The organism is Myxococcus eversor (genome assembly GCF_010894455.1).
GTDB lineage: Bacteria > Myxococcota > Myxococcia > Myxococcales > Myxococcaceae > Myxococcus > Myxococcus eversor.
Genome location: NZ_JAAIXY010000001.1, coordinates 520662 through 532179, shown reverse-complemented (window position 1 = coordinate 532179; position 11518 = coordinate 520662). Strand labels below are relative to the sequence as shown.

Sequence of the window (11518 nt, the reverse complement as noted above, 5' to 3'; positions counted from 1 at the left end):
ATCAGCCCGGCGCCCGGACGTCAGGAGAGCAGGCGACATGAACGGATCAGCACAGCAGGGCTTTGGCTATCGGGCACGGCGGACCTTCATCAGGCTGCTCGTCTTCTTCCTCATTCTCGGACTGGGCGGCGGAGTCGTGTTCCTCCTGTCCCAGCTGAACTCACGCACCTTCACCCTGGCGTCCGTGGACAGCCAGCTCGTGGTGATGAAGGGCCGCATGGCCCCCATGGGCTCCGTCCCCTACCGGCCCGGAGACCCCCGTCTGGCGGACGCCTACGCCCCCATCCCCCTGGAAGGTCAGGACGTCGGCTCCCTCATCCTGCGCAGCTTCACCGAGCGTGACGAACTGGACCGGGCCCTCTTCCCGCTCCTGGAGTCCATGGCCCGCCCCCGAATCGCCTCCGAGGAGCCCCCCAAGGTGGAGCAGGGCCTGTACTACCTGCGCCGCGCGGAGAAGCTCTCCGGCGTCACCGAGGAGCAGCGCCTCACCCTCCAGCGGCTCATGACCGAGGTGGCCTACTTCCAGGCCCGCCAGAAGCTCGAGGATGCCCGGAGGCTCGTCAGCGACGCCCTGGCCCAGCTCAAGCTCGCCGCGGAGAGCCAGAGCCGCCACGCGCGCAGCGCCAACCAGATGCTCTCCACCGTCGCGCCCCCCGCCCGCGCGCTCGAGGAAGCCCTCCGCCGCGCCGTCCACACCTTGAGTGGACCCCAGGAGACGCCCCGTGAGATGCCTCCCGAGCCCCCTGTCCAGTCACCCCCACCCGCACCTACACCGACCTCGCCGGAGGCCCCCACGGAGGGTGCCACCCCGACGCCGCCGGTGGATTCGGGGATGGATTCGGGCACGACTCCCTGAGCAGGGTCCGGGGGGCCCGTCCTCCCAGGTTCGATTCCACGCCCCTGACACGGAGTGTCCTCCAGTTCGTCACCGACTGTCATGAGCAGAACGTGATGCGGGGCGTTGGAGATCGATCATAGATTGCAAAGGACGGACCTACTCAGGCACTAGATCTCGCGTTGACACCAACGGGAGCCCCCAATACCTTGTGCCCGGTCGACGACGCCCCACTCGTCTGGCGGCGTCCCACGGGGCTCAGGGAGGGGTTGTGGTGTCCTTACACACAGCAGTCTACCCCGCATGTCACCTGAGCCTCCGGGTATCCTCGAGACCGTAGGCCCGCGCCAGTAAAGCGGGCCTTCCCCCTACACATCCGTGCAGTTATTGGTGGCCCGGGAATCCCCTCCCAGGGCAAGCTCCTCGCTTGTCCTCGTGGCCACGCCATTGCCCTCGTTTGGAGTGAGCCGCTCGTGAACTTCGAAACGCCCGTGAAGCCCGCCCCCGCGCCGATGCCCGTCCCGCCCGCCACCCACGCCCAACCCGGGCCGACCGCGAGCGTGACGCCCGTGGCGGAGCCCACGCAGAGCGAGTTCGCCCCCACCACGATGCGCGTGCGCAAGCGCAACGGCACGGCCGAGCCGGTGGACCTGAACAAGATTGTCCGCGCGGTGGGCAAGAGCTGCATGGGGCTGTCCCGCGTGGACGTGATGCGCGTGGCCACGAAGACCATCTCCGGCCTCTACGACGGCGCGACGACGCGCGAGCTGGACAGCCTCTCCATCCAGACGGCCGCCGCCCTCATCGTCGAGGAGCCCGAGTACGCGCGCCTGTCCGCGCGCCTGCTGGCCACCTTCATCCAGAAGGAGGTCAGCAACCAGGACATCCACTCCTTCAGCCAGTCCGTCGCCGCCGGCCACAAGCACGGCCTCATCGCGGACCGGCTGCTCCAGTTCGTCCAGGCCAACGCGCGCAAGCTCAACGCGGCCATCGACCCGTCGCGCAACGACTTGTTCGAGTACTTCGGCCTGCGCACCGTCTACGACCGCTATCTGCTGAAGAACCCGCAGACGCGCGAGGTGCTGGAGACGCCGCAGGAGTTCTTCCTCCGCGTCGCGTGCGCGCTGAGCGGCGACAACGCGAAGGAGGCCATCGAGCTGTACCGGCTGTTCAGCTCCCTGGAGTACCTGCCCAGCTCCCCCACCCTCTTCAACTCCGGCACCCGCCACGAGCAGCTCTCCAGCTGCTTCCTGCTGGACTCGCCGACGGACGAGCTGGACGCCATCTACCGGAAGTATTCGGACATCGCGATGCTGTCCAAGTTCTCCGGCGGCATCGGCGTGGGCTACCACCGCGTGCGCGCGCGCGGCTCGCTCATCCGCTCCACCAACGGCCACTCCAACGGCATCGTCCCCTGGCTGAAGACGCTGGATGCGTCAGTGGCGGCGGTGAACCAGGGCGGCAAGCGCAAGGGCGCCTGCTGCGTGTACCTGGAGACGTGGCACGCGGACATCGAGGACTTCCTCGAGCTGCGTGAGAACACCGGTGACGATGCGCGCCGCACGCACAACCTGAACCTGGCCAACTGGGTGCCGGACCTGTTCATGAAGCGGGTGGAGTCGGAGGGCGACTGGAGCCTGTTCGACCCCAAGGTGGTGCCGCACCTGACGGACCTGTTCGGCGAGGCGTTCGAGAAGGCCTACGTCGAGGCGGAAGGCTCCGGCCTGGCGATGCGCAAGGTGAAGGCGCGCGACCTCTACGCCAAGATGATGAAGACGCTGGCGCAGACGGGCAACGGTTGGATGACCTTCAAGGACATCAGCAACCGCAAGAGCAACCAGACGGGCCTGCCCGGCAACGTCATCCACCTGTCCAACCTGTGCACCGAAATCCTGGAGGTGACGAGCCAGGGTGAGACGGCGGTGTGCAACCTGGGCTCGCTGAACCTGGGCCGCCTGGTGGCGGACGGGAAGTTCGACTTCGAGCGCCTGCGCGCCAACGCCCAGCTCGCGATGAAGCAGTTGGACCGGGTCATCGACCTGAACTTCTACCCCATCCCCACGGCGGCGGACTCCAACCGCCGCTGGCGTCCGGTGGGCCTGGGCCTGATGGGCCTGCAGGACGTCTTCTTCCAGCTCCGCCTGCCGTTCGACGCCCCCGAGGCCCGCGCGCTGTCGCGGAAGATTTCGGAGGAGATCTACTTCGCGGCGCTGACCACGTCGTGCGAGATGGCCGAGCAGTTCGGCGCGCATCCTTCCTTCCCGGAGACGCGGGCGGCGAAGGGCGAGCTCCAGTTCGACAGCTGGGGCGTGACGCCGGAGGACACGGCGCGCTGGGATGCGCTGCGCGCTCGCATCGTGAAGCACGGCCTGCGCAACTCGCTGATGATTGCGATTGCGCCCACCGCGACGATTGCGTCCATCGCCGGCTGCTACGAGTGCATCGAGCCGCAGGTGTCCAACCTGTTCAAGCGCGAGACGCTGTCGGGCGACTTCCTCCAGGTGAACCGCTACCTCGTCCGTGACCTCCAGGCGATTGGCATCTGGAACGAGGGCGTGCGCAATCGCATCAAGATGGCGGAAGGCAGCATCCAGGACCTGAATGAGCTGCCGGAGAACCTGCGCGCCATCTACCGGACCGCGTGGGAGCTGCCCATGCGCTCGCTCATCGACATGGCGGCCGACCGCGGCGCCTTCATCGACCAGAGCCAGTCGCTCAACCTCTTCGTGGAGACGCCAAACATCGGCAAGCTCTCCTCCATGTACTTCTACGCATGGCAGAAGGGGCTGAAGACGACGTATTACATGCGCTCCCGCCCGGCCACGCGCATCGCCAAGGCGACGGTGGGCAACAGCACCGCGAGTGCACCCGCGCCGTCCGCGCCCGCCCCTGTCGCGTCCGCCTCGCCGGTGACGGACGCCGAAGCGGTGGCGTGCTCGCTGGAGAACCCGGAAGCGTGCGAGGCGTGCCAGTAGAGAACTCCTGATTCACTGATTTTTTCGTCCTGGCGAGCACGCGTGAAAACGCGTGCTCGCTTTGTTGTTTTCAGGGGCTGTTGAGACGTGGGCGGATGGCCGGAGGAATCGCCGCGAGAGCCGCTTGGACGCGTTCGCGAGCATGGTAAGGATCGCGCCCATGCTGCTGGAACCCGGACTGAATCTGACGCTGCGACCGATGGCCTACCCGGTCTTCTTCGAGATGTATCGGAACGCCATCAAGAACACCTGGACGGTCGAGGAGGTCGACTTCTCCACGGACATCGTCGACCTCCGCTCGAAGATGACGGATGCGGAGAGACATCTCATCCACCGGCTGGTGGCCTTCTTCGCGACGGGCGACAGCATCGTCGGCAACAACCTGGTGCTGAACCTCTACAAGCACATCAACGCGCCCGAGGCGCGGATGTACCTGTCGCGTCAGCTCTATGAAGAGGCCCTGCACGTCCAGTTCTACCTGACGCTGCTGGACACCTACGTGCCGGACCAGGCCGAGCGCGCGAAGGCGTTCGCCGCCATCGACAACATCCCCTCCATCCAGCGCAAGGCGCGCTTCTGCATGAAGTGGATGGACAGCATCAACGGGCTGAACGAGCTGAAGACGAAGGAGGACCGCCGCGCCTTCCTGCTCAACCTCATCTGCTTCGCGGGCTGCATCGAAGGCCTCTTCTTCTTCGCGGCCTTCGCCTACGTGTACTTCCTGCGCAGCAAGGGCCTGCTCAACGGGCTCGCCGCCGGGACGAACTGGGTGTTCCGCGACGAGAGCGCGCACATGGCCTTCGCCTACGAGTGCATCACCGTGGCCCGCAAGGAGGAGCCGGACCTCTTCGACGCGAAGATGGAGCGCGACGTGGAGGCGATGCTGCGCGAGGCGGTGGAGTGCGAGACGCAGTTCGCCCAGGACCTCCTGAGCGGCGGCGTCGCGGGCCTCTCCGTGCAGGAGATGCGAGGCTACCTGGAGTACACGGCGGACCAGCGGCTGCAGATGCTGGGGCTGACGCCGGTGTTCCGCACGAAGAACCCGCTGTCCTTCATGGACCTGCAGGACGTGCAGGAGCTCACCAACTTCTTCGAGCGCCGCGTGTCCGCCTACCAGGTCGCCGTGGGAGTGGGCGCGGCCAACGACGTGGTGCTCGACGCCACGTTCTGAAGTCCCCGGGCGGGCCCTCTTTCATGGGCTCGCCCTCCGTGTCACGCGGACGACTCGTCCCGGTAGAAGGTGGCGGCGATTTCCCTCTCGCCCCACCGCCCGGAAGCCGAGCGGTTCGAACCTCTCCCTAAGGACTTCCCCTGAGGAAGACGCGTTGCGCGCGTTTGACGCCGCCCGTGTCCTCGCCCGTCCTGTCGGCAGACGCGGTTGGTGGGAAACACTCTCCACGTACGAAGGTCCCGGCTGACAATCTTTGCCTCGACTTTCGCTGACCCGCCAAACCAGACTCCCGCCCACTCCAAGCCCACCCATCCAATGGACGCACGTTGCGTCTGGGCTCTGGGGAAGAAACCGACTCCGCCAGGTCTTCTGGCCATATGGAATCCCAGCACGCGCCGCGCGCGGTCCGCGGCGGTGTCTGCATTGGCCATGCGGCGCCCCCCTTGACGGAGTGGGGACGCCGACGGCGGAGCTTCACGCGAAACACGGGGGCGGACAATGGCAGACAGCACCGGAAGACTGACGGACCAGTTCAGCGTCGACAAGGACGGTGGCACCTCCTATGCCTTCGAGCTCAAGGTCCCCCCGGGCACGGCGGGCCTCGCTCCCGCCCTGGGCATCGCCTACAACAGCGGTGGCGGCGACGGGCTGCTCGGCGTCGGGTGGGGCCTGAGCGGGCTGTCCTCCATCACCCGCGCGGGCCGCACCGTCGCGCAGGACGGCCGGCACGGTTCCGTCAATTATGACCTGGACGACCGCTTCACCCTGGATGGACAGCGATTGATGGCCGTCTCGGGCGCCTACGGGCAACCCCAGACAACCTATTCCACGGAAATCCAGACGTGGCGGAAGGTGACCCCGCACTACCCTTCGGGGTGGGACTCTCAGCGAGGCCCCCAGTCCTTCACCGTCCTCACCCGGGATGGACAGACATGGGAATACGGGGCGACCGTGGACTCGCGCGTCCCCGCGTCCAGCACCGTGCCCTCCATCCGCCTCTGGTCCCTCAACCGCGTCACGGACCGTCACGGCAACTTCATGACGGTGACGTACGAGCTCGACGCGCAGAACAACGCCCACTATCCGAAGGTCATCGAATACACGGACAACGTCAAAAGCCCCATCGCGAAGAAGCGGCAGGTCCGCTTCGGCTACACGAACCGGCAGGACGTCACCACGGCCTATGTGGGCGGCCACCCCGTCCGCATGGCCCGGCTGCTCTCGCAGGTGCAGACCTTCGTCGATGACGTCCTCGTCCGCACGTATCGGTTCGACTTCCAGCCCAGCAAGTCCACCCGGCGTCCCCTGCTCCAGTCGGTTGCCACGGACGCGCGGGACACCTCCCTGCCCCGCACCACCTTCGCATGGCAGGGCCAGGCCGAAAGCGAGCCCACCGTCTTCCAACCCTCGCGCTCGCTGGGCAAGAACATGCCCGGAGGGCTGCGCATCCCCATGGACGTCAGCGGCAACGGCCTCACGGACGTGCTGCACGCCTACCACGTCAGCCAGCAGCTCCGGCTGGACCTCTACCTGTCCACCCGCAACGGGCTGGAGGGCCCCCATCCGGTGGACCTGGGCGGCGCGTCGATGGTGTGGGGCGGCACCTTCTGCCCGCTCGACGTGGACGCCGACGGCCACATGGACCTGCTCTACGCGGCCAACAACGGCGGCAGGCTGGGGTTGACGCTCTTCAAGGCCACCGAGCGCAACGGCCGCTGGACGCTGGTACGCGAAGGCGCCGTGCATGGGGCGGGGCCCGACAGCCTCCTGTGGGGAGGACGGCTGCACTCGCTGGATGTCGACGGCGATGGCCGCACGGACCTGGTCTACGCCACCAACAACGCGGCCCAGCTCAAGCTGGACGTCCTGTACTCCAATGGCAGGGCCTTCGCGCCCTCCTCCCACGGCCCCACGACGACGACGCTCCCCTTCGGCGGGCACCTGATGCCCCTGGACGTCGACGGCAACGGACAGACGGACCTGGTCCACGCCTCCAACGACGGGGGCTTCCTCAAGCTCACCTGGCTGCGCGCGGACGCCGAGCGCAAGGGATTCCAACAACAGAGCACACCCCTCTTGCCCTCCGGCACCCGCGTGCCCTGGGGTGGCAGCCTCATCCCCATCCACCTGAATGGCGACGGGCAGGTGGATCTCCTCAATCCCTATACAGACGGCACCACCCTTCACCTGCGAGCCCTGCACAACACGGGCAAGGGCTTCGTCCTCCAGGACCTGGGGAGCACCGGGCTCAAGTACGGCGCCACCATTCCCCAGCTCATGCCCGCCGACGTCACCGGCAGCGGGAAGGACGACCTGGTCATCGTCGGGGAACACCAACGCGACGGCTCGTCGAACCCCAGCCGCGTCGCCGTGCTGCTCAACGAGGCCGGCACGCTGCGCTACCACGCGAAGGTGTCCCAGGTGCCCGCCTTTGTCGCGGTGGGCGAGTCCACCGCCGCGCTCGGAGTGACGGGCGTGGGCAAGGCGGACCTCCTCCACGTGGACGGCTCCGGCGCGGCCCACCTGCTCTCGGCGACCCCCGAGTACCCCGACCTGGTCTCCACCATCACCAACGGCCTGGGGGGCCGCTTCGAGCTGTCCTACAAGCCCCTCACCGACCCGGCTGTCTACACCCGCGAGCCACCGGGCCAGGAGCAGGTCGACACCCAGGCGCTCTTCAACAACCAGCTCCCCGGGGCGACGTATGCGCTGGCCGCCAATCCGGGCAGCCAGGCGGGCACGGTGGGCATGAGCTTCGCCTCCCGCAGCGTCCAGTACCCACGCTACGTCGTGTCGGCCTACACACAGGTCTATTCGTCCACGCAGCGCTACTCCCACGGCTTCACGTACGCGGGGGCCCGGCTGAACCTCCAGGGACGGGGGTGGCTGGGCTTCGCAGCATGGAGCAAGTCGGACCCTCACACGGGCCCCGCGGGCGTGCTCACGGAGACGCGCTACCACCAGGAGTTCCCACGCACGTACGCGGTGCGGACGCAGACGGTGCGGCGCGCGTCGGACCGGGCCCTGATGGTCCGCTCCGAATACGACTACAGCACCCCGGCGAGCGCGGGGGTCTACCAGCTCCAGACCACCAGCGTGCGCAAGAAGCTCTACACCTTCGCCGCCACGGACACGCCGGACTGCGTGCGCATCAAGTCGTTCCAGTACGACGACTACGGCAACGCCACGTCCATCACCCAGAGCACCACCGGGGCCCCGTCCGCGCCCCTGCATACCCGGCAGACCTTCCAGAACGACGTGGAGAAGCACCGCTTCGGCTTCTTGAAGGAGCGCCGGCTCAGCGCCGACCCCGCGGGCAACGAGACGCTGCGCTGGGAGCGCATGACGTTCGACGAGTCGACCTGGGACGTGAAGACCCACTCGCGCTGGAGCAGCGGGGACACGTGGCAGGTCTACTCGTACCAGTACGACGACTGGGGCAACCAGACGCGCATGGAGGACCCGAGCAAGGGCGCGGTGACGCACGTCTACGACGCCACCTGGCGCACCTTTCCGAGCAAACGCGTGCTTCCCGCCACGGCGTCGGGACGCGCGCTGGAGGTCGACTTCCAGTACGACGCCGCCACCGGCGTGCTCGTCTCCCAGACGCAACCCAATGGCGGCAGGGAGGTCCACCAGCATGACGGGCTGGGCCGCCCCGTGGAAACCCAGCGCGTGGGGCCGGGAGGCTCGCTCGTGGCGACCATGCGCTTCCAGCGCGGCCAGGACGCCACCGGCAAGCACCGCAAGACGCTGACGCGCCAGGAGTGGAATCGCGACGTCTGGGCGGTGAGGACGGAGTACGTGGACGGTTTCGGCCGCGTCACGCGAACGGTGAACCAGGGCATGGAGAGCGGCGGACTCGTGGGCCGCGCCATCCTGGAGGACACGGCGCTGGACGCGCATGACCAGCCCGTGGAGCAGTCGCTCCCCTACTTCAGCGGAGATACGCCCAAGCGGGCCCAGGCCCTGTCCTACGACGAATACGAGCGCGTGGTGCGCCGTGAGACGTCCGGCGCGGGCACCTCCCCCAACGTCACCGCCTACGAGTACCCGCGCGCCAACCGCGTCGTGCTCACCGAGGGCGCCACGTCCCCGGAGCCACGCACCCGGACGCTGACCCACGGCTTCCATGGAGACGCGCAGTGCCTGGAGGAGCTGCAGGACAGCCGGGGCAACACCACCCGCTTCACCTACGACGCCGCGGGCCGACGCTTGAGCGCGACGGACCCCAAGGTGGACACCACGTTCTCCTACGACGGCCTGGACCGGCACTCCGCCATCACCACCCGCTCGGGCAGCACCACCTTCACGCGGGAGAGCTACGCGTACCAGGACGAGCAACGGCAGTGGACCCACACCGATGGCGCCGGACTGGTGACGACCTTCCGGCACGACGCGCTCCGGCGCATGGTGTCGAAGCAGGTGGGCAGCGAGCGGACGGACTACACCTACGATGACCAGAGCAGTCCCCACTCGCTCGGGCTCCTGACGGGAGTCCAGTTGCCCGACGGGACGGCGTATGTGTATGGCCATGACACGGAGGGCAACACCACGTCCGTGAAGCTGACGCTGGAGGGCACGACGTACGTGCTGGGCCAGGACTTCACGCCCACGCGGCTGCTCTCCCGCATCGTCTATCCGGACGCCGCCCGGACGGAGGTGCTCTACCACCGCGACGCGCTCCAACGCCTGCTCAAGATGACCGAGGGCGCCAAGGAGCACCTGGTCCAGTCTGACTTCACCCCCACCGGCGCTCCAGCGGTGGCCCGGTATGGCAATGGCGTGAGGACGGCCTGGACGTACACGCCGGACGGCCACCTGTTGACCCAGGATGTCTTCAGCCAGGACGAGCGGCCCGTGGCGGCGAGCACCCTGGAGTGGGATGCCTTCTGGCAGGTGGGCGCAATCCGAGACAGGCTGGAGGCTCCCCAGAACCAGACGTTCACCTACGACACCCTGGGCCAGTTGCTGAAGGCGCAGGGCGGCGGTTACGGGCTTCAGGAGTATGCCTATGACGGCGCCTGCAGCCTCACGCGCAAGGCGGGCCTCACGCTGGAGCGCACGGGCCATCAAATCTCTGGCGGCTTCTCCCCCTCCAGCTCGGACGCGCTGCACACGCGCTACGACGCCAACGGCAGCCTCGTCGAGCTGCGCTACCAGGGCCTCACCACCCACTTCGGCTACGACGGCGAGCGCCGGCTCCAGCAGGTGGGCGAGGTGCGCTTCTCCTATGACCAGGACGGACGGCGGCTGAAGAAGGCGGAGCCTGACCTCACCACGTACTACGTCGCGCCCTGCTACGAGGTGGTGGCCTTCTCCAATGGCGCGCGCCAGCACACGCGCTACCTGATGGATGGCGAGCAGCTCGTCGCGTCCGTCACCGTCGTGGAGTCGGGCACATCTCCCGGAGGACAGACGGGAGTGCCGGCACCGGGCACCCGCTACTTCCACGTCAACAACACGCGCAGCACCACGCTGGTGACGGACGAGCGGGGTCAGGTGGCGAGCGCCATGGATTACGACCCGTTCGGAACGCCACGCCTGCGCTCGGGCAGCGACGACTTCCGGCGGAAGTACTCCGGGCTGGAGCTGGACAGCACCGGGCTCTACTACGCGTCCTCGCGCTACTACAGCCCGCTCCTGGGAGGCTTCATCACCGCCGACACGCAGCTCGGCGCGCCCGAGGACCACATGGGGGCGTACAACCGCTACGCCTACGTCCTCAATGACCCGATGACGCTCATCGACCCGTCGGGCTTCGGCCTGTTCGGCAGCATCAAGAACTTCTTCACCAACACGCTGCCCGACTGGTTCTCCAAGAATTGGGAGCAGATTGTCTCCTACGCGGTGGACATCGCGCTCATCGCCGGAGGCATCGCGCTGTCGTTCGTCCCGGGCATGCAGGGAGTCGCCGCGTTCGCCGTGGGCATGGCGGTGGGAGGGCTGGTGGGCGCGGGCCTGGGAGGGCTCGCGTACAACATCAGCACCAACGCCACCGGCAAGGAGTTCAGCTGGGCGGACTGGGGAGCCCAGGTGGGCATCGGCGCGGCGGCGGGCGCCATCGCCGGAGGCTTCTCGGCGGTGGGGGAGCTGGCGGCGACAGGGCTCAACCTCGCGAGCCGGAGCCTGCTCAACGTTGGACTGAGGGCGGGCACGGACCTGATTGGCGGCGTGGTGTCCGGCATGGCCAGCCAGGTGATTGGCAACGCCGTGGCGGGCGCGCCCCTGGGCGCGGACCTCACGTTCGCCGCGGTGTTCGGCGGCGCGGCGGGGGCGCTGGGCAGCGTGGTGGCCTCTGGCGGCAAGGCCGCGCTCAGCCGCGTGGCCCGCTCGCTGGATGACCTGGATGGCCTGGCGGATGGCCTGCGCCGGGCGTCCTACAACGTCGCGGGAGGGCCGACGATGCAGCTCGAAATGGAGGGCATGCGCAAGCTCGTCGCGCTCACGCTGGGGGGAACCTTCGGCACGTCGCTCGGGTACACGTTCAGCTACCTGCACGCGGAGCAGTTCCTCCTGCCCGGGATGAAGTGAACC

At 67.9% G+C, this 11518-nt stretch carries 4 protein-coding genes; all 4 read left to right on the top strand.

What is annotated here, in order from left to right:
- Positions 1 to 37 precede the first annotated feature (37 nt).
- The 4 genes from G4D83_RS02170 to G4D83_RS02155 all read left to right on the top strand — a co-directional run bounded on the left by G4D83_RS02170 (position 38) and on the right by G4D83_RS02155 (position 11515).
- Positions 38 to 856 carry an IF-2 protein gene (locus G4D83_RS02170; protein ID WP_163862091.1) on the top strand — a complete coding sequence of 273 codons (819 nt, stop codon included), beginning with the start codon at positions 38 to 40 and terminating at the stop codon, positions 854 to 856.
- Between the two features lie 452 nt (positions 857 to 1308).
- Entirely contained in the window at positions 1309 to 3810 is a 2502-nt protein-coding gene (locus G4D83_RS02165; RefSeq protein WP_163862088.1) for a ribonucleoside-diphosphate reductase subunit alpha, read from the top strand.
- Positions 3811 to 3970: 160 nt separating this feature from the next.
- Positions 3971 to 4981 (top strand): ribonucleotide-diphosphate reductase subunit beta, encoded by a 1011-nt coding sequence (locus tag G4D83_RS02160; protein WP_163862085.1) that lies wholly within the window; start codon positions 3971 to 3973, stop codon positions 4979 to 4981.
- 498 nt (positions 4982 to 5479) lie between these two features.
- Positions 5480 to 11515 (top strand): FG-GAP-like repeat-containing protein, encoded by a 6036-nt coding sequence (locus G4D83_RS02155; protein ID WP_163862082.1) that lies wholly within the window; start codon positions 5480 to 5482, stop codon positions 11513 to 11515.
- Positions 11516 to 11518: the final 3 nt, after the last annotated feature.